Annotated in this window: 18 protein-coding genes and 2 tRNA genes; 18 read left to right on the forward strand and 2 right to left on the reverse strand. The window is 58.9% G+C overall.

The window, feature by feature from the left end:
• Positions 1–75 precede the first annotated feature (75 nt).
• Positions 76–1,749, reverse strand: coding sequence for a DNA repair protein RecN (gene recN / locus AC3WN7_RS09530; RefSeq protein WP_102674122.1), 1,674 nt, complete (start codon positions 1,747–1,749; stop codon positions 76–78).
• A 240-nt stretch (positions 1,750–1,989) separates the two neighbouring features.
• On the opposite strand from recN, the gene grpE reads away from it, so the two are divergent.
• The 8 genes from grpE (at position 1,990) to AC3WN7_RS09570 (ending at position 12,457) form a co-directional block, all read left to right on the forward strand.
• On the forward strand, positions 1,990–2,556 hold the full coding sequence (gene grpE / locus AC3WN7_RS09535) for a nucleotide exchange factor GrpE (RefSeq protein WP_007973134.1): 567 nt from the start codon (positions 1,990–1,992) through the stop codon (positions 2,554–2,556).
• Positions 2,557–2,658: 102 nt separating this feature from the next.
• Positions 2,659–4,575 carry a molecular chaperone DnaK gene (gene dnaK, locus AC3WN7_RS09540; RefSeq protein WP_007973133.1) on the forward strand — a complete coding sequence of 639 codons (1,917 nt, stop codon included), beginning with the start codon at positions 2,659–2,661 and terminating at the stop codon, positions 4,573–4,575.
• Between the two features lie 296 nt (positions 4,576–4,871).
• Positions 4,872–5,996: a molecular chaperone DnaJ gene (gene dnaJ / locus AC3WN7_RS09545; RefSeq protein WP_007973132.1), complete on the forward strand. Its 1,125-nt coding sequence runs from the start codon at positions 4,872–4,874 to the stop codon at positions 5,994–5,996.
• A 10-nt stretch (positions 5,997–6,006) separates the two neighbouring features.
• A complete protein-coding gene (gene dapB, locus AC3WN7_RS09550) occupies positions 6,007–6,810 on the forward strand; it encodes a 4-hydroxy-tetrahydrodipicolinate reductase (RefSeq protein WP_007973131.1) in 804 nt (267 codons plus the stop codon).
• 259 nt (positions 6,811–7,069) lie between these two features.
• The gene (gene carA, locus AC3WN7_RS09555) at positions 7,070–8,206 is read left to right on the forward strand and encodes a glutamine-hydrolyzing carbamoyl-phosphate synthase small subunit (RefSeq protein WP_095965946.1); all 1,137 of its coding nucleotides are present in this window, start codon (positions 7,070–7,072) and stop codon (positions 8,204–8,206) included.
• Positions 8,207–8,323: 117 nt separating this feature from the next.
• Complete coding sequence (gene carB, locus AC3WN7_RS09560) at positions 8,324–11,545, forward strand: carbamoyl-phosphate synthase large subunit (protein WP_015093434.1); 3,222 nt, start codon at positions 8,324–8,326, stop codon at positions 11,543–11,545.
• Positions 11,546–11,547: 2 nt separating this feature from the next.
• Positions 11,548–12,024: a transcription elongation factor GreA gene (gene greA, locus AC3WN7_RS09565; protein WP_032829443.1), complete on the forward strand. Its 477-nt coding sequence runs from the start codon at positions 11,548–11,550 to the stop codon at positions 12,022–12,024.
• A gap of 28 nt (positions 12,025–12,052) precedes the next feature.
• Positions 12,053–12,457 (forward strand): MFS transporter, encoded by a 405-nt coding sequence (locus AC3WN7_RS09570; RefSeq protein ID WP_102674166.1) that lies wholly within the window; start codon positions 12,053–12,055, stop codon positions 12,455–12,457.
• Positions 12,458–12,466: 9 nt separating this feature from the next.
• On the opposite strand, the gene AC3WN7_RS09575 is transcribed toward AC3WN7_RS09570, so the two are convergent.
• The gene (locus tag AC3WN7_RS09575) at positions 12,467–12,775 is read right to left on the reverse strand and encodes a YhbY family RNA-binding protein (RefSeq protein ID WP_007942889.1); all 309 of its coding nucleotides are present in this window, start codon (positions 12,773–12,775) and stop codon (positions 12,467–12,469) included.
• Between the two features lie 105 nt (positions 12,776–12,880).
• Between AC3WN7_RS09575 and rlmE the strand changes: the two genes are divergently transcribed.
• The 10 genes from rlmE to nusA all read left to right on the forward strand — a co-directional run bounded on the left by rlmE (position 12,881) and on the right by nusA (position 21,467).
• The gene (rlmE, locus tag AC3WN7_RS09580) at positions 12,881–13,513 is read left to right on the forward strand and encodes a 23S rRNA (uridine(2552)-2'-O)-methyltransferase RlmE (protein ID WP_007988685.1); all 633 of its coding nucleotides are present in this window, start codon (positions 12,881–12,883) and stop codon (positions 13,511–13,513) included.
• A 199-nt stretch (positions 13,514–13,712) separates the two neighbouring features.
• Positions 13,713–15,623 (forward strand): ATP-dependent zinc metalloprotease FtsH, encoded by a 1,911-nt coding sequence (gene ftsH / locus AC3WN7_RS09585; RefSeq protein WP_015093436.1) that lies wholly within the window; start codon positions 13,713–13,715, stop codon positions 15,621–15,623.
• A gap of 8 nt (positions 15,624–15,631) precedes the next feature.
• Complete coding sequence (gene folP / locus AC3WN7_RS09590) at positions 15,632–16,483, forward strand: dihydropteroate synthase (RefSeq protein WP_102674121.1); 852 nt, start codon at positions 15,632–15,634, stop codon at positions 16,481–16,483.
• A 16-nt stretch (positions 16,484–16,499) separates the two neighbouring features.
• Positions 16,500–17,837 carry a phosphoglucosamine mutase gene (gene glmM / locus AC3WN7_RS09595; RefSeq protein ID WP_095965944.1) on the forward strand — a complete coding sequence of 446 codons (1,338 nt, stop codon included), beginning with the start codon at positions 16,500–16,502 and terminating at the stop codon, positions 17,835–17,837.
• Positions 17,838–17,903: 66 nt separating this feature from the next.
• Entirely contained in the window at positions 17,904–18,659 is a 756-nt protein-coding gene (gene tpiA / locus AC3WN7_RS09600) for a triose-phosphate isomerase (RefSeq protein WP_095965943.1), read from the forward strand.
• 4 nt (positions 18,660–18,663) lie between these two features.
• Positions 18,664–19,047 (forward strand): preprotein translocase subunit SecG, encoded by a 384-nt coding sequence (gene secG / locus AC3WN7_RS09605; protein ID WP_010463489.1) that lies wholly within the window; start codon positions 18,664–18,666, stop codon positions 19,045–19,047.
• A 22-nt stretch (positions 19,048–19,069) separates the two neighbouring features.
• A tRNA-Leu gene (locus tag AC3WN7_RS09610) sits at positions 19,070–19,155 on the forward strand.
• Between the two features lie 97 nt (positions 19,156–19,252).
• Positions 19,253–19,329, forward strand: a tRNA-Met gene (locus AC3WN7_RS09615).
• Between the two features lie 138 nt (positions 19,330–19,467).
• Positions 19,468–19,926, forward strand: coding sequence for a ribosome maturation factor RimP (gene rimP / locus AC3WN7_RS09620; RefSeq protein ID WP_007973115.1), 459 nt, complete (start codon positions 19,468–19,470; stop codon positions 19,924–19,926).
• 59 nt (positions 19,927–19,985) lie between these two features.
• The gene (nusA, locus tag AC3WN7_RS09625) at positions 19,986–21,467 is read left to right on the forward strand and encodes a transcription termination factor NusA (RefSeq protein WP_007973112.1); all 1,482 of its coding nucleotides are present in this window, start codon (positions 19,986–19,988) and stop codon (positions 21,465–21,467) included.
• Positions 21,468–21,486 lie beyond the last annotated feature (19 nt).

Here is a 21,486-nt window from a genome sequence, read left to right on the forward strand (position 1 = left end):
GAAGGCGACCCCAGGGTCGCCTTCGTGCTTTCTGCGGCATGTGCGGGTTTGCACATGGTTCCTACAGGGTTCGCTTTAGATTTTTGCAGTGACGACCATTTTCTTGGCGTGAGCCAGGGATTCCTTGGTGAGATCAATGCCGCCCAGCATCCGTGCGACTTCTTCGACGCGCTCGTTTTTGCTCAGTTTGGAAACCGCTGTGCGGGTGGCATCTTCGCCGCGTACTTTATGCACAAATAGATGCTGATGGCCTTGTGCTGCCACTTGCGGCAAGTGGGTCACAGTCAGCACCTGCCCACGCTCGCCGAGCCTGCGCAGCAACTGGCCGACGATTTCTGCGGTCGGGCCGCCAATGCCGACGTCGACTTCGTCGAACACCAGGGTCGGTACACGGGAGGTCTGTGCGGTGATCACCTGAATCGCCAGGCTGATCCGCGACAGTTCGCCGCCGGATGCCACTTTCGCCAGGGCCTTCAGCGGCTGGCCGGGGTTGGCGCTGACCAGCAGTTCTACCTGTTCGAGCCCGTTTGGCAGCAGTTCGTTGCCGCTGTTCGGGCGCAGTTCAATGGTGAAACGGCCGCCGGGCATGCCCAGTCGCTGGATTTCCTGCTCCACGGCGCTGGCCAGGCTGTTCGAGGCTTGATGCCTTAGATCGCTCAGTTCCCGGGCCTTTTCCTGGTAGTGCCGGGCATAGGACGACAGCTCATCGCTCAGGCGCTCGATGGATTCGTCGTTGGCGTTCAGGGTCTCGATTTCATCCAGCAGTTTCTGCTGCATCTCGGCCACTTCAGTCGGCTGGATGCGGTGTTTGCGTGCCAGGGTGTAGATCGCATCGAGGCGTTCTTCCAGGTATTGAAGGCGCGACGGATCGGCATCGAAATTGTCGAGGAAGCGGTTCAGTTCGCCCACGGCCTCTTCAACCTGGATCTGTGCGCTGGTCAGCAAACTGCTGGCTTCGCCCAGGGCGTCGATCGAGCTGTTCACGCTCGACAGGCGGTTGAGGCTGGCGGTGAGGGCGTTGAGGACATTCCCGGAATCACTTTCGCTGCATTGTTCGACGACTTGCCGGCAAATCCCCAGCAGGGTTTCGGCGTTGGTCAGGTTCTTGTGTTCCTGTTCCAGCTGCTCCAGCTCATTGTCACCGAGGCCAAGGTTTTCCAGTTCTTCGAGTTGATAGCTGAGCAATTGATGACGTGCACGTTGCTCGTCGCCGGAGTTGGAGAGCCGCTCCAGTTCCTGGCGGGTCTGGCGCCAGCGTTGGGCGGCGAGTTGAACCTGGCGGGCCAGATCCGTCGCGCCGGCATATTCATCGAGCAGGCGACGGTGGGTGTCGGTCTTGAGCAGGGATTGGTGTTCGTGCTGGCTGTGAATGTCGATCAGCAGTTCGCCCAGCGCCTTGAGATCGCCAAGCGGGCAGGGCGTGCCGTTGATGTAGCCACGCGAGCGACCTTCGGATGTGATCACCCGGCGCAGGATGCACGGGCCGTCGTTTTCGAGGTCGCGTTCGGCCAGCCAGGCGCTGGCTTCCGGAATGTCGGCCAGATCGAAGGTGGCCAGGATATCGGCCTTGTCGGCGCCCGGGCGGACCACGCCGCTGTCGGCACGATCGCCCAGGGTCAGGCCCAGCGCGTCGAGCATGATCGACTTGCCCGCGCCGGTTTCCCCGGTGATCACGCTCATCCCGCGATCGAGTTCGAGATCGAGATGTTCAACGATGGCGTAGTTGTGTACGGACAGGTGCACCAGCATATGGGCCGCTCCCAGGTGTTAGGTCTGGTTATTTATACAGTGTTTTGTTTCTGGCTGACAATGCCCCTCGTTAGCTCGATTCGATCGGTCCGACCAATCCCTTATCGCGAGCTGGCATGACAATGCGATTGTTTTTTGTAGGGTTAATCATCGGCGCCCCTTGAAGCCGGATTTTGCGGCCCCATATAGCTGGGCAGAAGCGCGAGTTGAGCTCGCGGACGATATTGAAAGGAGAAATCTATGGCTGACGAACAGACAGTGGATACGCAAAACCCAGACGCCAACCAGGCGCCCGAGGCTTCGGGTGAAGACCTGGCGGCTCGTGTACAAGTGCTCGAAGAGCAACTGGCAGGCGCTCAGGATCAGGCTTTGCGTGTAGCCGCCGATCTGCAGAACGTCCGCCGTCGCGCCGAGCAGGATGTGGAGAAGGCTCACAAGTTCGCGCTGGAAAAATTCGCCGGCGACCTGCTGCCGATCGTCGACAGCCTGGAGCGCGGCCTGGAGCTGTCCAGCCCGGACGACGAAAGCATCCGTCCGATGCGCGAAGGCATCGAGCTGACCCTGAAAATGTTCCACGACACTCTCAAGCGTTATCAGCTTGAAGCGATCGACCCGCATGGCGAACCGTTCAACGCCGTTCACCATCAGGCGATGGCCATGCAGGAAAGCGCCGATGTCGAGCCGAACAGCGTTCTGAAGGTGTTCCAGAAGGGCTATCAGCTCAATGGACGCCTGCTGCGCCCGGCGATGGTCGTGGTCAGCAAGGCGCCTGCGCCGGTTTCGCCTTCGATTGACGAACAGGCTTGAAATCCGCCGCAAGGCCCCCATTTATAAGTCAAGCGTTTAAGTGCTACCGCAGTTAGCCACCACTGCTGCGGCAACCAAATCCAAAGTTTCGGGAGAGTGAACATGGGCAAAATTATCGGTATCGACCTGGGGACTACCAACTCCTGCGTCTCCGTGCTGGAAAACGGCAAGGCAAAAGTTATTGAAAACGCTGAAGGCGCGCGTACCACGCCGTCGATCATCGCTTACGCCAACGATGGCGAAATCCTGGTTGGCCAGTCGGCCAAGCGTCAGGCCGTGACCAATCCGCACAACACCCTGTATGCGGTTAAGCGTCTGATTGGTCGTCGTTTTGACGAAGAAGTCGTGCAGAAAGACATCCAGATGGTCCCTTACAAGATCGTCAAGGCTGACAACAGCGACGCCTGGGTTGAAGTGAACGGCCAGAAAATGGCGCCGCCACAAATCTCGGCTGAAATCCTGAAGAAAATGAAGAAGACCGCCGAAGATTACCTCGGCGAGACCGTGACTGAAGCGGTGATCACCGTTCCGGCCTACTTCAACGACAGCCAGCGTCAGGCGACCAAAGACGCCGGCCGCATCGCCGGTCTGGACGTGAAACGTATCATCAACGAACCAACCGCTGCTGCTCTGGCTTACGGTATGGACAAGGCCAAGGGCGATCACACCGTGATCGTTTACGACTTGGGCGGCGGTACTTTCGACGTTTCCGTGATCGAGATCGCTGAAGTCGATGGCGAGCACCAGTTCGAAGTACTGGCCACCAACGGTGACACGTTCCTGGGCGGTGAAGACTTTGACATTCGTCTGATCGACTACCTCGTCGACGAATTCAAGAAAGAAAGCGGCATGAACCTCAAGGGTGACCCGCTGGCCATGCAGCGCCTGAAAGAAGCCGCTGAAAAAGCCAAGATCGAACTGTCCTCGAGCCAGTCGACCGACGTGAACCTGCCGTACATCACTGCAGACGCCACCGGTCCTAAGCACCTGAACGTGAAGATCTCCCGCGCCAAGCTGGAAGCATTGGTGGAAGACCTGGTTCAGCGCACCATCGAACCTTGCCGCATCGCAATGAAAGATGCCGGTATCGACGTTGGCGCGATCAACGACGTGATCCTGGTGGGCGGTCAGACCCGTATGCCACTGGTTCAGAAGCTGGTCACCGAGTTCTTCGGCAAAGAAGCGCGTAAAGACGTTAACCCGGACGAAGCAGTTGCCATGGGTGCTGCCATCCAGGGCGCGGTACTGGCCGGTGACGTGAAGGACGTTCTGCTGCTCGACGTCAGCCCGCTGACCCTGGGTATCGAAACCATGGGTGGCGTGATGACCGCGCTGATCGAGAAAAACACCACGATTCCTACCAAGAAATCGCAAGTGTTCTCGACTGCCGACGACAACCAGGGCGCCGTGACCATTCACGTGCTGCAGGGCGAGCGTAAGCAAGCCGCACAGAACAAGTCCCTGGGCAAGTTCGACCTGGCCGACATTCCACCAGCTCCACGTGGCGTGCCGCAGATCGAAGTGACCTTCGACATCGACGCCAACGGCATCCTGCACGTAGGTGCGAAGGACAAGGCCACCGGCAAGACTCAGTCGATCGTGATCAAGGCCAACTCCGGTCTGTCCGACGAGGAAATCGAACGCATGGTGCGTGATGCCGAGGCTAACGCCGAGGAAGACCGCAAGTTCGAAGAACTGGCCGCTGCCCGTAACCAGGGTGATGCACTGGTTCACTCGACGCGCAAAATGGTGACCGATGCCGGCGATAAAGTGACTGCCGAAGAGAAGACTGCAATCGAAGCTGCCGTAGTTGCCCTGGAAGCCGCCGTCAAAGGCGACGACAAGGCCGCTATCGACGCCAAGGTTGAAGAGCTGTCGAAAGTCTCCGCTCCAGTGGCGCAGAAGATGTACGCCGAACAGGCTCAGCCTGCTGAAGGCGCTGCACCGCAGGGCGAATCGGCTGAGAAGGCTGACGACGTTGTCGATGCCGAGTTCGAAGAAGTCAAAGACCACAAGTAAGTTGTTGGTCGGCCGGTTGACTGCCTTTAGGCGGTGACTGGTAGGATGTCGCCGCGCGGGAGCTTGCTCCCGCGTTGGCGTATCTGGAATACGCGAATTTTTACAGCATGCGACGAAGTTCGGATGCTGCTGGCATGGCCGGGAATGCTCCTGCTTTCCGAGCCGAAAGTGCCACTTTGAAACAAAGACCAGGATCGTTGAATTGACGTGAGTTGGGTCCGGGCCTGTATTGGGGCTCAACGAGTTCGGCAGACTCAGGAGGGTTTTGCCGGACGTCCTCAAGAGTGCAAAGACTTATGGCAAAGCGTGACTATTACGAAGTGTTGGGTGTTGAGCGTGGCTCAAGCGAAGCGGACCTGAAAAAGGCTTACCGTCGCCTGGCGATGAAGCACCACCCGGACCGTAATCCCGATGACAAGGCGTCGGAAGAGATGTTCAAGGAGGCCAACGAGGCCTACGAAGTGCTGTCGGATTCCAGCAAGCGCGCGGCGTACGACCAGTACGGCCATGCCGGTGTCGATCCGAGCATGGGCGGCGGCGGTGCCGGTTTCGGTGGCCAGAACTTCTCCGACATCTTTGGCGATGTCTTCAGTGACTTCTTCGGTGGCGGTCGCGGCGGTTCCCGTGGCGGCGCTCAGCGCGGCAGTGACTTGCGCTACACCCTGGAGCTGGACCTGGAAGAAGCGGTTCGCGGTACGACCGTGAACATCCGCGTTCCGACGCTGGTCAACTGCAAGCCTTGCGACGGCTCCGGTGCCAAGAAAGGTTCTTCGCCGGTGACCTGTCCGACGTGCGGCGGTATCGGTCAGGTGCGCATGCAGCAAGGCTTCTTCTCGGTGCAGCAGACCTGCCCGCGCTGCCATGGCCAGGGCAAGATCATTTCCGATCCGTGCGATTCCTGCCATGGCGAAGGTCGCGTCGAAGAGTACAAGACCCTGTCGGTGAAAGTGCCGGCCGGCGTTGATACCGGTGACCGCATTCGTCTGTCCGGCGAAGGCGAGGCGGGTGCCCAGGGTGGCCCGACTGGCGATCTGTACGTGGTGATCAACGTGCGCGAGCACTCGATCTTCCAGCGTGATGGCAAGCACCTGTTCTGCGAAGTGCCGATCAGCTTCGTCGACGCGGCGCTGGGTGGCGAGCTGGAGATTCCGACCCTCGATGGCCGGGTCAAGTTGAAGATTCCTGAGGGGACTCAGACCGGCAAGCAGTTCCGTGTGCGTGGCAAGGGTGTGGCGCCTGTACGTGGCGGTGGTGCGGGCGACTTGATGTGCCGTGTGGCGGTCGAGACGCCGGTCAACCTGAGCCGTCGCCAGCGTGAAATGCTCGAGGAATTCCGCAGTTCGCTGGCGGACGACAACAGCCATTCGCCGAAAACCACAGGCTGGTTCGAAGGCGTGAAACGCTTCTTCGGCGATTTGTAAGGAGACAGGCATGCGACGTATTGCAGTGATGGGCGCCGCCGGGCGCATGGGCAAGACCCTGATTGAAGCGGTGCAACAGGCGCCGGGCGCCGGGTTGACGGCGGCAGTGGATCGTCCTGACAGCACGCTGGTCGGTGCGGATGCCGGTGAGCTGGCGGCTATCGGTCGCATCGGCGTGCCGCTGTCCGGCGATCTGGATCGAGTGGTCGACGAGTTCGACGTGCTGATCGACTTCACGCACCCGACGGTGACCCTGAAGAACCTGGCTTTCTGCCGTAAACACGGCAAGGCGATGATCATCGGGACCACGGGCTTCAGTGTTGAAGAAAAGCAGTTGCTGGCGGAAGCGGGCAAGGACATTCCGATTGTCTTCGCGGCCAACTTCAGTGTCGGGGTCAACCTGTGCCTGAAGTTGCTCGACACGGCTGCTCGCGTATTGGGTGACGACGTCGATATCGAAATCACCGAGGCTCACCATCGGCATAAAGTCGACGCGCCGTCCGGCACTGCCGTGCGCATGGGCGAGGTGATTGCCGATGCGCTGGGTCGTGACCTGAAGAAAGTGGCGGTGTATGGTCGTGAAGGCCAGACGGGTGCGCGTGATCGTGAAACCATCGGCTTCGCCACTGTGCGTGCCGGCGACATCGTCGGTGATCACACCGTGCTGTTCGCCGCCGACGGCGAGCGTGTCGAGATCACCCACAAGGCGTCCAGTCGCATGACCTTCGCCAAGGGCGCGGTACGTGCTGCATTGTGGCTGGACGGGCGCGAACCTGGCCTTTACGACATGCAAGACGTGCTCGATCTGCGTTAAGATGCACCCGAAATCGGGCTCGCGCACAGCGTTTGAGCCCGGTTTTGTTCCGCCAAGCGACGTCCTGTCGCATTCTCCAGCCTTTAAGGCTCATTGGCGGTAGACCGAAAAGGCCTTTTTCTGTAAGCTACAGCTTTAGTGTGTCCACTAAAAGCGCGCAGAATAATTCAGTGAAGAAGCGGGGTGACGTGTCCATACGTCACTCCGCTTTTTTACAACCTGCGATCGCCCTTTCAGGCTTTATTTACGGGAGGTCTTCTTGACTAAGCCAGCCATACTCGCCCTTGCTGATGGCAGCATTTTTCGCGGCGAAGCCATTGGAGCCGACGGTCAGACCGTTGGTGAGGTGGTGTTCAACACCGCAATGACCGGCTATCAGGAAATCCTTACCGATCCTTCCTACGCCCAACAGATCGTTACCCTGACTTATCCGCACATCGGCAACACCGGCACCACGCCGGAAGACGCCGAGTCCAACCGCGTCTGGTCCGCTGGCCTGGTCATCCGTGACCTGCCTCTGGTGGCGAGCAACTGGCGTAACACGATGTCCCTGTCCGATTACCTGAAGGCCAACAACGTTGTGGCCATCGCCGGTATCGACACCCGCCGCCTGACGCGCATCCTGCGTGAAAAAGGCGCGCAGAACGGCTGCATCATGGCCGGTGACAACATTTCCGAAGAGGCCGCCATCGCCGCCGCCCAGGGTTTTCCTGGTCTGAAAGGCATGGATCTGGCGAAGGTTGTCAGCACCAAGGACAGCTACGAATGGCGCTCGACTGTCTGGGATCTGAAAACCGACAGCCACGCGACCATCGAGGCTTCCGAGCTGCCGTACCACGTGGTTGCCTACGACTACGGCGTCAAGGTGAACATCCTGCGCATGCTGGTCGAGCGCGGTTGCCGCGTGACCGTGGTGCCGGCGCAAACCCCTGCTGCCGATGTGCTGGCGCTGAAGCCGGACGGCGTGTTCCTGTCCAACGGCCCTGGTGATCCGGAGCCATGCGACTACGCGATCCAGGCGATCAAGGACGTGCTGGAAACCGAGATCCCGGTCTTCGGTATCTGCCTCGGTCACCAACTGCTGGCCCTGGCCTCCGGTGCCAAGACCCTGAAAATGGGTCACGGTCACCACGGCGCCAACCACCCGGTCCAGGACCTGGACACCGGTGTGGTGATGATCACCAGCCAGAACCACGGTTTTGCCGTGGACGAAGCCACCCTGCCAGCCAACGTTCGCGCGATCCACAAATCGCTGTTCGACGGCACCCTGCAAGGGATCGAGCGTACCGACAAGAGCGCCTTCAGCTTCCAGGGTCACCCGGAAGCCAGCCCTGGCCCGAACGACGTGGCGCCATTGTTCGATCGCTTCATCAACGAGATGGCCAAGCGACGCTGATCGCTCGCCTTGATGTAGCAAAGCTTGAGGGTGGCCCCACACTGGCGGCCCCCTCAAGTCTTCAGAGATTGAACAAGACGGCTTGCCGACTGACCTGCGGATTTGAGTGACAAACCCATGCCAAAACGTACAGACATTAAAAGCATCCTGATTCTCGGCGCTGGCCCGATCGTGATCGGCCAGGCCTGCGAATTCGACTACTCCGGCGCCCAGGCCTGTAAAGCCCTGCGCGAGGAGGGTTACCGCGTCATCCTGGTGAACTCCAACCCGGCCACCATCATGACCGACCCGGCCATGGCCGACGCCACCTACATCGAGCCGATCAAGTGGCAGACCGTTGCCAAGATCATCGAGAAAGAACGTCCGGACGCGCTGCTGCCGACCATGGGTGGCCAGACCGCCCTGAACTGCGCCCTGGACCTGGAGCGCGAAGGCGTTCTGGAGAAGTTCGGCGTAGAGATGATCGGTGCCAACGCCGATACCATCGACAAGGCTGAAGACCGTTCGCGTTTCGACAAGGCGATGAAGTCCATCGGCCTGGCGTGCCCGCGTTCCGGTATCGCTCACAGCATGGAAGAGGCCAACGCGGTCCTCGAGAAGCTCGGCTTCCCGTGCATCATCCGTCCGTCCTTCACCATGGGCGGCACCGGTGGCGGTATCGCTTACAACCGTGAAGAGTTCGAAGAAATCTGCGCCCGTGGTCTGGACCTGTCGCCAACCAAAGAGCTGCTGATCGACGAATCGCTGATCGGCTGGAAAGAATACGAGATGGAGGTTGTCCGCGATAAGAAGGACAACTGCATCATCGTCTGCTCCATCGAAAACTTCGACCCGATGGGCGTGCACACCGGTGACTCGATCACCGTGGCTCCGGCACAGACCCTGACCGACAAGGAATACCAGATCCTGCGTAACGCCTCCCTGGCGGTGCTGCGCGAGATCGGCGTGGAAACCGGTGGTTCCAACGTTCAGTTCGGTATCTGCCCGAACACCGGCCGCATGGTCGTGATCGAAATGAACCCGCGCGTATCCCGTTCCTCGGCGCTGGCTTCGAAAGCCACTGGCTTCCCGATCGCCAAGGTCGCGGCCAAGCTGGCTGTGGGCTACACCCTCGACGAGCTGTCGAACGACATCACCGGCGGCAAGACCCCGGCGTCTTTCGAACCGTCCATCGACTACGTCGTGACCAAGCTGCCACGTTTTGCCTTCGAGAAGTTCTCCAAGGCTGATGCACGCCTGACCACTCAAATGAAGTCGGTCGGTGAAGTCATGGCCATCGGCCGTACCTTCCAGGAATCCTTGCAGAAAGCCCTGCGCGGCCTGGAAGTCGGTGTTTGCGGCCTGGACGAGAAGGTTGATCTGAGCAACCCGGAAAGCATGAGCGTGCTCAAGCGCGAGCTGACCGTGCCGGGCGCCGAGCGTATCTGGTATGTGGCGGACGCCATGCGCGCCGGCATGAGTGTTGAAGACATCTTCGGCATGACCATGATCGATCCTTGGTTCCTGGTGCAGATGGAAGACCTGATCAAGGACGAAGAGAAGGTCAAGACCCTGGGTCTGACCAGCATCGACCGTGACCTGATGTTCCGCCTCAAGCGCAAAGGCTTCTCCGACATGCGCCTGGCCAAGCTGCTGGGTGTGACCGAGAAGGCCTTGCGTGCCCATCGTCACAAGCTGGAAATCTTCCCGGTCTACAAGCGCGTCGACACCTGCGCTGCCGAGTTCGCCACTGACACCGCTTACCTGTACTCGACGTATGAAGAAGAGTGCGAAGCGGCGCCATCGGGTCGCGACAAGATCATGATCCTGGGCGGCGGTCCGAACCGTATCGGCCAGGGCATCGAGTTCGACTACTGCTGCGTACACGCGGCACTGGCCCTGCGCGATGACGGTTATGAAACCATCATGGTCAACTGCAACCCGGAAACCGTTTCCACCGACTACGACACCTCCGATCGCCTGTACTTCGAGCCGGTGACCCTGGAAGACGTGCTGGAAATCGTTCGCGTCGAGAAGCCGAAAGGCGTGATCGTCCAGTACGGCGGCCAGACCCCGCTGAAACTGGCTCGCGCGCTGGAAGCCGCTGGCGTGCCGATCATCGGTACCAGCCCTGACGCCATCGACCGTGCCGAAGACCGTGAGCGCTTCCAGCAAATGGTTCAGCGCCTGAACCTGCGTCAGCCGCCAAACGCCACCGTGCGCAGCGAAGACGAAGCCATTCGTGCCGCGGCCAAGATCGGTTACCCGTTGGTGGTGCGCCCGTCCTACGTACTGGGCGGTCGTGCGATGGAAATCGTCTACGAAGAAGAAGAACTCAAGCGCTACCTGCGTGAAGCGGTTCAAGTGTCCAACGACAGCCCGGTGCTGCTGGACCACTTCCTCAACTGCGCCATCGAGATGGACGTGGATGCGGTCTGCGACGGTAAAGATGTGGTAATCGGCGCGATCATGCAGCACATCGAGCAGGCCGGTGTTCACTCCGGTGACTCCGCGTGCTCGCTGCCGCCGTACTCGCTGCCGGCGCACATCCAGGACGAGATGCGCGAACAGGTCAAGAAAATGGCCCTGGAACTGGGCGTGGTCGGCCTGATGAACGTGCAGTTGGCGCTGCAAGGCGAAGACATTTACGTCATCGAAGTCAACCCGCGCGCTTCCCGTACCGTACCGTTCGTGTCCAAGTGCATCGGTGTTTCCCTGGCGATGATCGCAGCACGCGTGATGGCCGGTAAAACCCTGAAAGAGCTGGGTTTCACCAAGGAAATCATCCCGAACTTCTACAGCGTGAAAGAGGCGGTGTTCCCGTTCGCCAAATTCCCTGGCGTTGACCCGATCCTCGGCCCAGAGATGAAGTCGACCGGTGAGGTGATGGGCGTGGGCGACACCTTCGGTGAAGCGTTCGCCAAGGCCCAGATGGGTGCCAGCGAAGTGTTGCCGACCGGCGGTACTGCGTTCATCAGCGTACGTGACGACGACAAGCCGCTGGTTGCAGGCGTGGCCCGTGATCTGATCAACTTGGGCTTCGAAGTGGTTGCCACTGCCGGGACTGCCAAGCTGATCGAGGCTGCAGGTCTGAAGGTGCGCCGTGTGAACAAGGTGACCGAGGGTCGTCCGCACGTGGTCGACATGATCAAGAATGACGAAGTCACGCTGATCATCAACACCACCGAAGGTCGACAGTCGATCGCTGATTCGTACTCCATTCGTCGTAATGCCCTGCAGCACAAGATTTACTGCACCACCACCATTGCTGCTGGCGAAGCCATCTGCGAAGCGCTGAAATTCGGTCCCGAGAAGACCGTGCGCCGCTTGCAGGATCTACACGCAGGATTGAAGGCATGAGCATAACGAAGTACCCAATGACCGTTCAGGGCGCTCGCGCCCTGGAAGAAGAGCACACTCACCTGACCAAGGTCGTTCGTCCGAAGCTCAGCCAGGACATCGGTACGGCCCGCGAGTTGGGTGACTTGAAGGAAAACGCCGAATACCACGCTGCCCGCGAGCAGCAGGGTATGGTCGAGGCGCGGATCCGTGACATCGAAGGCCGCATGCAGAACGCGGTGATCATCGATGTGACGACCATTCCTCACACCGGCAAGGTGATTTTCGGCACCACCGTCGAAATCGCCAACGTCGAAACCGATGAAAGCGTGACTTACCAGATCGTTGGTGAGGACGAGGCTGACATCAAGCTGGGCAAGATTTCCGTCGGTTCGCCGATCGCTCGCGCCTTGATTGCCAAGGAAGAGGGTGATGTGGTCGCCGTGAAAACGCCTGGCGGTGTTATCGAGTACGAGATTGTCGAAGTTCGCCACGTCTGAAGGCCGGCGCCCGTTTCGTGCGGGCGCCATGCTTTGGCAGCTGACCCAGATGTTGTGGGTCGGTGGCTGGTGGCTGTTGCAAGTGGGTCTGTTGCCGGTGCTAGGCCGAATTGGCCTGGCGCCGCTGCTGATCGACGAAATTGCAGGCACGTTCAATGCGTTGGTAGTGGGATTCGCTACGGCGTGTTTGATTTTTCAGGCTTTGGTGCTGATGAAGGCCGAGGGCCTTGTCAGTCTATGGCGGGATATACGCGGGCAACTGCTGTTGATGGCACTGTATGCGTGCGCGATGTACTTCGTGGTGCGCTTCGGTTGGCCGGATGCGCTGCGTTGGCAGGCGTTCAGCTATCTTGTCCTGGGCTTTTCCGGGCTGGTGCTGGTGTTGCAGCCGGTGCCGGGGTGGAGTGGCAGGGTGCGCCAGGCACACCCTTGACCCTTGCCATCACTTGAAGCGATGGACGTTCGACAGCTGCTTGTTGACGCTGAAGTTCTTGCGGTAGATCAGTGCCATCTTGCCGATGACCTGGACCAGATCCGCTTTGCCGACCTTGCAGAGCTCTGCAATGGACGCCAGGCGCGATTCGCGATCGAGGATGTTGAGCTTGATCTTGATCAGCTCGTGATCCGCCAAAGCGCGTTCGAGTTCGGCTAACACACCTTCAGTCAAACCATTGTCTGCCACAATCAAAACCGGTTTCAGATGGTGGCCAATGGATTTGTACTGTTTCTTCTGCTCTTGAGTGAGCGGCATAATCTGACCCCTGCGTCTGATCTTGTAAAAAGCGGCGGCCAGTTTACCCGAGCGAGTCCGGGACCGCCCAGTTAATCACGACCCGTTTTAATTCCGAGGTATCCCGTGGCCCGTTCCAAGACAAGCCTTAAGTGGCTGCAAGAGCATTTCAACGACCCATTCGTCAAAATGGCACAGAAAGACGGGTACCGTTCCCGCGCTAGCTACAAACTGCTGGAGATCCAGGAAAAGGACCGTTTGATCCGCCCGGGCATGAGCGTGATCGACCTGGGTGCGGCTCCGGGTGGCTGGTCGCAGGTGACCAGTCGTCTGATTGGCGGGCAGGGCACACTGATCGCTTCTGACATTCTTGAAATGGACAGCATCCCCGACGTCACCTTTATTCAGGGCGACTTTACCGAGGATGCCGTGCTGGCCCAGATCCTCGACGCGGTCGGAAATAAAGAAGTAGACCTTGTGATTTCCGACATGGCCCCCAATATGAGTGGATTGCCGGCCGTTGATATGCCGCGCGCGATGTTCCTGTGCGAATTGGCACTGGATCTGTCGACGCGGGTGCTCAAGCCCGGTGGTGATTTTTTGATCAAGATCTTCCAGGGCGAAGGTTTCGACGAATTCCACAAGAGCGTTCGCCAGCAGTTCGAGAAGGTGCAGATGCGCAAGCCGACCTCGTCGCGCGACCGTTCTCGCGAGCAGTACCTGCTGGGTCGCGGTTTCCGCGGTCGCAGTGAGGAATGAGTGAATTTTCGATCGGGGTGATAGGATTTTTGTATTACGCCTTGTCAGAATTAGCGAATATTGTGTAGGAAGTGTTTCACAAAGGGTTACAGACGGCGCCTGCCAAGTCGTAGGTAATGTAGTAAGTTAGGCCGGTGAATATCATGCGAAGCGCGCGCCAGTAGCGGAGCTTGCTTCAGAGGGTAGTTAATTGAACGATATGGCAAAGAATCTGATCCTGTGGTTGATCATCGCGGCTGTCCTGGTGACGGTGATGAACAACTTCTCCAGCCCTAACGAGCCGCAGACCCTCAACTATTCCGACTTCATCCAGCAGGTCAAGGATGGCAAGGTCGAGCGCGTGGCGGTTGATGGCTACGTGATTACCGGCAAACGCAACGATGGCGACAGCTTCAAGACCATTCGCCCGGCGATCCAGGACAACGGCCTGATCGGCGATCTGGTGGACAACCACGTCGTGGTCGAAGGCAAGCAGCCTGAGCAGCAAAGCATCTGGACCCAACTCCTGGTCGCCAGCTTCCCGATCCTGGTGATCATCGCCGTGTTCATGTTCTTCATGCGGCAGATGCAGGGCGGTGCGGGTGGCAAGGGCGGGCCGATGAGCTTTGGCAAGAGCAAGGCGCGCCTGCTCTCCGAGGATCAGGTGAAAACTACCCTGGCTGACGTTGCCGGTTGCGACGAAGCCAAGGAAGAAGTCGGTGAGCTGGTCGAGTTCCTGCGCGATCCGGGCAAGTTCCAGCGCCTGGGTGGCCGCATTCCTCGCGGTGTGCTGATGGTCGGTCCTCCGGGTACCGGTAAAACCCTGCTGGCCAAGGCGATCGCTGGCGAAGCCAAAGTGCCTTTCTTCACCATTTCCGGCTCCGACTTCGTCGAGATGTTCGTCGGTGTGGGTGCCAGCCGTGTTCGCGACATGTTCGAACAGGCCAAGAAACACGCTCCATGCATCATCTTCATCGACGAAATCGATGCGGTCGGTCGCCATCGTGGCGCTGGCATGGGTGGTGGTCACGACGAGCGCGAGCAGACGCTCAACCAGTTGCTGGTCGAGATGGACGGCTTCGAAATGAATGACGGCATCATCGTGATTGCCGCGACCAACCGTCCTGACGTGCTGGACCCTGCGTTGCTGCGTCCAGGCCGTTTCGACCGTCAGGTTGTGGTCGGTCTGCCGGACATTCGTGGCCGCGAACAGATTCTCAAGGTTCACATGCGTAAAGTGCCAATGGGTGACGACGTTGCTCCGGCCGTGATCGCACGTGGTACCCCGGGCTTCTCCGGTGCCGACCTGGCCAACCTGGTGAACGAGGCATCGCTGTTCGCTGCCCGTGCAGGCAAGCGCATCGTTGAGATGAAAGAGTTCGAACTGGCAAAAGACAAGATCATGATGGGCGCCGAGCGCAAGTCCATGGTCATGTCCGAGAAAGAAAAGCAGAACACGGCTTATCACGAAGCGGGCCACGCCATTGTGGGGCGCGTCGTGCCTGAGCATGATCCGGTGTACAAGGTGTCGATCATCCCGCGCGGTCGTGCGTTGGGTGTGACCATGTTCCTGCCGGAAGAGGATCGTTACAGCCTGTCCAAGCGTGCATTGATCAGCCAGATCTGCTCGTTGTATGGCGGTCGTATCGCAGAAGAAATGACCCTGGGCTTCGATGGCGTGACCACCGGTGCTTCCAACGACATCATGCGTGCCAGCCAGATTGCGCGGAACATGGTGACCAAGTGGGGTCTTTCGGAAAAACTCGGCCCGTTGATGTATGCCGAAGAAGAGGGTGAAGTGTTCCTCGGTCGCGGCGGTGGCGGTCAAAGTGCAAGCTTCTCCGGTGAGACGGCCAAGCTGATCGACTCCGAAGTGCGCAGCATCATCGATCAGTGCTACGGCACGGCGAAGCAGATCCTCACCGACAACCGTGACAAGCTCGATGCCATGGCTGACGCCTTGATGAAGTACGAAACCATCGATGCCGAGCAGATCGACGACATCATGGCGGGTCGTACGCCTCGCGAGCCGCGCGACTGGTCGGGTGGCACGGGTACTTCCGGCACCCCGCCGGTGGTACAGGATGAGCGTCCGGAAACACCGATCGGCGGTCCTGCTGCTGACGTATAAGGTTTGAAATGACTTCTGTTCAGTCCTCGACCCGGTTGCCTTGCGGCAACCGGGTTCTTGATTTGGCCCAGACGCATGTCATGGGTATCCTCAATGTCACTCCAGATTCGTTCTCCGATGGTGGTCAATACAGCCAGCTCGACGCGGCCTTGCGCCACGCCGAAGCCATGGTGGCGGCCGGCGCGACGCTGATCGATGTCGGTGGCGAATCCACCCGTCCTGGTGCCAGGGCGGTTTCGCCGCTGGAGGAGCTGGAGCGCGTAGCGCCGATTGTCGAGCGCATTGCTCGCGAGCTGGACGTCATCATCTCGGTCGATACCTCAACGCCAGCCGTCATGCGTGAAACTGCGCGTCTGGGTGCCGGGTTGATCAATGACGTACGTTCGTTGCGTCGCGATGGTGCGCTGGATGCTGCGGCGGCCATCGGTCTGCCGGTTTGCCTGATGCATATGCTGGGCGAGCCAGGCGATATGCAGGACAATCCGCAGTATCAGAACGTTACAAGGGAAGTCGGTGAGTTTCTCGCCGAGCGCATGGTTCAGTGTTCATTGGCGGGTATTCCAGCGGAGCGGATCATTCTTGATCCCGGCTTTGGTTTCGCCAAGACCTTGCAGCACAATCTGAGCTTGTTCAAACATATGGAAGCCCTGCATGCCCTGGGGCGGCCCCTGTTGGTCGGGGTTTCGCGAAAGAGCATGATTGGTCAGGCATTGAATCGTCCGGTGGAAGACCGGCTGTATGGCGGTTTGGCGCTCGCGGCGCTGGCTTCGGCGAAAGGTGCGCGTATATTGCGCGTCCATGATGTAGCCGAAACAGTGGATGTGGTGCGGATGATCGCCGCAGTGGAATCAGCCGAATAAGAATGATGGAGCACTTATGAGCAAAAAATATTTTGGCACCGATGGTATTCGTGGGCGTGTCGGTGAATACCCGATTACTCCTGATTTCATGCTCAAGCTCGGCTGGGCTGCCGGCATGGCGTTCCGCAAGATGGGCGCCTGCAAGGTATTGGTAGGCAAGGACACCCGGATCTCCGGCTACATGTTCGAGTCCGCACTTGAGGCGGGGCTTACCTCCGCAGGTGCCGATGTGATGCTCCTGGGACCAATGCCGACCCCGGCGATCGCCTACCTGACGCGCACCTTTCATGCCGAGGCCGGCATCGTGATCAGTGCGTCGCACAATCCGCATGATGACAACGGCATCAAGTTCTTCTCCGGCAAAGGCACCAAGCTTCCGGATGAGGTTGAGCTGATGATCGAAGAGTTGCTCGATACGCCAATGACCGTGGTGGAGTCGAGCAAGATCGGCAAGGTGTCGCGAATCAACGATGCGTCGGGGCGCTATATCGAATTCTGCAAGAGCAGCGTGCCCACCGGCACCAGCTTCACTGGCCTGAAGATCGTGATCGACTGCGCTCACGGTGCGACTTATAAAGTGGCGCCGAGTGTGTTCCGTGAGCTGGGCGCGGAAGTCGTCGTACTGTCGGCGCAGCCGAACGGGTTGAACATCAACGACAATTGCGGTTCGACCCACATGGGGCCGCTGCAGGCTGCCGTCGTGGCTGAGCATGCTGATCTGGGTATCGCCTTCGATGGTGATGGCGATCGCGTTCAGATGGTCGACCACACGGGTGCGGTGGTCGATGGCGACGAGTTGCTGTTCATCATTGCCCGTGATCTGCATGAGCGCGACAAGCTGCAGGGCGGCGTGGTCGGAACCCTGATGAGTAACCTGGGGCTGGAATTGGCCCTGGCTGACCTCGGTGTTCCCTTCGTGCGTGCCAATGTCGGTGACCGCTATGTGATTGCCGAATTGCTGGAGCGCAACTGGATCGTGGGTGGTGAAAACTCCGGACACATCGTGTGCTTCAGTCACACCACCACGGGTGATGCAATCATTGCTGCGCTGCAGGTGCTGATCGCGCTGAGCACGCGGGATGAAAGTCTGGCGCAGGCTCGTCAGGCGCTGCGCAAGTGCCCTCAGGTACTGATCAATGTGCGCTTCGGCGGTGGTGCAAACCCCCTTGAGCATCCATCGGTCAAGGAGGCCAGCGAGCGTGTAACCCAGGCGATGGCAGGGCGTGGGCGTGTGTTGTTGCGCAAGTCCGGAACCGAACCGCTGGTGCGTGTGATGGTCGAAGGCGAAGACGAAACCCTGGTTCGCGGCTATGCCGAAGAGCTGGCAAAACTGGTTACTGAAGTTTCTGCCTGAATTCGGCTTGCCAGCCTTGATTGTGTTGGGTAACATCTGCGCCCACTTTGACCGACGAGGTACAGCATGCGTCGCCCTATGGTAGCTGGTAACTGGAAGATGCACGGTACCCGCGCCAGCGTCGCTGAGCTGATCAACGGCCTTCGTGACTTGGCCTTGCCGAGCGGTGTTGATGTCGCGGTATTCCCGCCTTTTCTGCATATCAATCAAGTGATTGATGGCCTGAAAGGAAAGTCGATTTCGGTCGGCGCGCAGAATTCTGCGGTGGAGTCCGGGCAAGGTGCGTTGACTGGTGAAGTTGCACCGAGTCAGTTGGTGGATGCAGGTTGTTCCCTGGTGCTTGTCGGGCACTCCGAGCGCCGCCAGATCATGGGCGAGCAGGACGGAATGCTGATCCGCAAGTTTGCAGCGGCGCAGGCATGTGGCTTGATTCCGGTGTTGTGCATAGGGGAAACCCTTGAGCAGCGTGAAGCCGGAAAGACTCTTGAGGTTGTCTCGCGTCAGCTGGGCAGTATCATTGAGGAGCTGGGTGTCGGTGCCTTTGCCAAGGCAGTGATCGCTTACGAGCCGGTCTGGGCCATTGGTACCGGGCTGACTGCAACGCCGCAACAGGCGCAGGATGTGCACGCAGCCATTCGCGCCCAGTTGGCGGCAGAGAATTCTGAAGTCGCACAAGGTGTGCGGCTTCTATACGGCGGCAGCGTGAAGGCGGCCAATGCGGTCGAACTGTTCGGCATGCCGGATATCGATGGGGGTCTCATTGGTGGGGCTTCCCTGAATGCAGATGAGTTCGGTGCGATTTGTCGCGCCGCGGGAAACTGAAAAAATGCTGGAAACAGTCGTAGTCGTTTTTCATCTGCTGGGTGCATTGGGCGTAGTAGCTCTGGTTTTGCTGCAGCAGGGTAAAGGTGCGGACGCTGGTGCGTCTTTCGGAGCAGGTGCTTCAAATACTGTGTTCGGAAGCCAAGGTTCCTCTACCTTTCTTAGTAAGTTTACTGCTATACTTGCCGCAGGTTTTTTCATAACCAGCTTGGGGTTAGGTTACTTTGCTAAAGAGAAGGCTCAACAGCTGACTCAAGTAGGTCTCCCAAATCCAGCGGTACTGGAAGTTCCAAAGCAACAACCGGCTTCTGATGATGTCCCGGTGCTTCAAGAGCAAAAGTCGGCTACTCCAGCGACTGACGTGCCTCCAGCTCAAGAGCAGAAGTAAGAAGGGTTTCAAACGTAGTATTGCCGAGGTGGTGGAATTGGTAGACACGCAACCTTGAGGTGGTTGTGCCCATAGGGTGTAGGGGTTCGAGTCCCCTTCTCGGTACCAATTAGTCAGGAGAGCCCGCTGTTGCGGGCTTTCTTGCAGGTGGAAGGTTACATTGACCCTGTAGGGGATCGGTCGTATACTTCCGCCCCAGCTTTGTCGCGGGGTGGAGCAGTCTGGTAGCTCGTCGGGCTCATAACCCGAAGGTCGTCGGTTCAAATCCGGCCCCCGCAACCAGTTTAAGGAGCCCCTTTTAAGGGGCTTTTTGTTAGCTGGACACTTTCTACGCCGCTGTTCGACGGCGTTTCAAGGATGGGCGTTTCGCCCATTTTTTTATTTTGCATAGCATGCACATACATGCACTAGGGGGTTCAGGTGTCGAGCAAGCTAGAAGAGTTGCAGGCCTTGCTGGCCCCGGTGGTCGTGGCCCTAGGCTATGAATGCTGGGGTATCGAGTTTTCGGCTCAGGGTCGTCACTCGATGTTGCGCGTTTATATCGATAAAGAAGGCGGCGTGCTGGTGGACGATTGTGCCATCGTCAGCCGTCAGATCAGCGGTGTGCTGGATGTTGAAGATCCGATCTCCGTTGAATACACCCTTGAAGTTTCCTCGCCTGGCATGGAACGCCCTCTGTTCACTCTTGAGCAGTTTGCAAAATTTGCCGGTGAACAAGTGAAGATCAAGCTGCGCTCGCCTTTTGAAGGACGACGCAACTTTCAGGGCCTTCTGCGCGGCGTAGAAGAGCAGGATGTCGTGGTGCAGGTAGAAGACCATGAGTTCCTGTTGCCGATCGATATGATCGACAAGGCCAACATTATTCCCAGTTTTGACTGAGGCGTGCCAGATACTGCGGATCCCGCGGATCCAATGGCTTGCGAAAGGCGAGGCGTACGATGAGCAAAGAAGTACTGCTGGTTGTTGAGTCGGTATCCAACGAAAAGGGTGTACCGGCAAACGTGATTTTTGAAGCGCTGGAGCTGGCCCTGGCCACTGCGACCAAAAAGCGTTTCGAAGACGAAGTTGATCTGCGTGTGGAAATCAATCGCCACACGGGTGCCTACGAGACTTTCCGTCGCTGGACGGTCGTCGAAGAGGCAGACCTGGACGATCCGGCCATCGAAACCTGGCCGAGCAAGGTTGCCGAAACGCACCCTGGCGCCAAGGTCGGTGACGTTGTCGAAGAGAAAATCGAGTCCATCGAATTCGGCCGCATTGCTGCACAGACTGCCAAGCAAGTCATCGTGCAGAAAGTTCGCGAAGCCGAGCGCGCTCAGGTTGTTGACGCTTATCGCGAGCGCCTGGGTGAAATCATCTCCGGCACCGTGAAAAAAGTCACCCGCGACAACGTGATCGTTGATCTGGGCAACAACGCCGAAGCGTTGCTGGCCCGTGAAGACATCATTTCTCGCGAAACTTTCCGGGTTGGCGTGCGTCTGCGTGCGCTGCTCAAGGAAATCCGCACCGAGAACCGCGGCCCGCAGCTGATCCTGTCGCGTACCGCGCCGGAAATGCTGATCGAGTTGTTCCGCATCGAAGTGCCGGAAATTGCCGAAGGCCTGATCGAAGTGATGGCTGCGTCCCGTGATCCGGGATCCCGCGCCAAGATCGCCGTCCGCTCCAAGGACAAACGCATCGACCCGCAAGGCGCTTGCATCGGTATGCGCGGTTCGCGCGTCCAGGCAGTGTCGGGTGAGTTGGGCGGTGAGCGTGTTGACATCGTTCTGTGGGACGACAACCCGGCTCAGTTCGTGATCAACGCCATGTCCCCGGCCGAGGTTGCGGCAATTATCGTTGACGAAGATGCCCATGCAATGGACATCGCCGTTGGCGCAGACAATCTGGCTCAGGCCATTGGTCGCGGTGGTCAGAACGTGCGTCTGGCCAGCCAGTTGACTGGCTGGACCCTGAACGTGATGACCGAATCGGACATCCAGGCTAAGCAGCAAGCAGAAACCGGCGACATCCTGCGCAACTTCATCGACGAGCTGGAAGTCGACGAAGAGCTGGCTCAGGTGCTGGTAGATGAAGGCTTCACCAGCCTGGAAGAGATTGCCTACGTACCGCTGGAAGAAATGCTCAACATCGACGGCTTTGACGAGGAAATCGTCAACGAGCTTCGCGCTCGTGCCAAGGATCGCTTGTTGACCAAAGCCATCGCTACTGAGGAAAAGCTGGCAGACGCCCATCCGGCCGAAGACCTGCTCTCGCTTGAGGGTATGGACAAGGATTTGGCGATGGAACTGGCGGTGCGCGGCGTAGTTACCCGCGAAGACCTGGCCGAGCAGTCTATTGACGACCTGCTCGACATCGACGGCATTGACGATGATCGTGCCGGCAAGTTGATCATGGCCGCCCGAGCCCACTGGTTCGAGTAATTAGGCGCGGCCTGAGGAG

It is taken from the genome of Pseudomonas sp. FW305-70 (genome assembly GCF_058783925.1).